Here is a 686-nt window from a genome sequence, read left to right as displayed (position 1 = left end):
CGATGATGTCGGTCGGGCGCCCGTCCTCCCGCACCGCCCCCTGCCCCCCGACCAGCGCGGATCGTTCCTGGTGGCCTGCGACGTGCCCCGTATAGCCTTCCGTCGTCACGACGGGAGTGTCGTTCGTCCCCGCGATGGTGACCGTGATGTCGTGGGTCGTGCCGTCGACGCTGGTCACCGCCAGCGTGTCGGTCAGGTGCTGCTGAGGGGTAAGCTGCTGCACGGCAGGCTGGCTGTTGTCGGCCGTGTAGGTCCAGTGGCCCTGTGCGTCGAGGGTGAAGGTGCCGTAATGGCCCGTGCCGCTCGTGACCGGCGTGAACGCCGCCTCGCCGGGATCGGCATCGGTGACCGTCAGCGTGCCGCCCGTGGCGAGGTGGCCCGCAGTAACGCCCTTGTCCTCCGTCAGCGTGCCAACATCGGTCCCGGCGATATGGGCGCCTTCGCCGGTTCCGGTGACATCGATGGTGACGGTATGGGTGGCGGTGGCTTGTTGCGAATCAGTGACGGTGACGGTGAAGGTCTCGTGGACCGTCTGCCCGGTCATCAGCGCCTGTGTGGCGGCGCGGGCATTGTCGAGCGTGTAGGTCCAGTGCCCGTGCTGGTCGATCGCCAGCATGCCATAGGCCCCGGGCGTCTTCGGATCCACCGACCAGGTCTCCCCTCCGGAGCCCCCAACATCGACATCG

General features: G+C 68.2%; 1 protein-coding gene. It reads right to left on the bottom strand.

Annotation, left to right across the window (positions count from 1 at the left end):
- Positions 1-616: VCBS domain-containing protein (locus EJJ38_RS01790; protein ID WP_420836862.1), on the bottom strand; the 616-nt coding region annotated here is incomplete at its 3' end.
- Between the last annotated feature and the right edge of the window lie 70 nt (positions 617-686).

The organism is Aquabacter cavernae (assembly GCF_003993795.1).
GTDB classification, from domain to species: Bacteria; Pseudomonadota; Alphaproteobacteria; order Rhizobiales; family Xanthobacteraceae; genus Aquabacter; species Aquabacter cavernae.
This window is presented reverse-complemented; position numbering and strand designations above follow the sequence as displayed.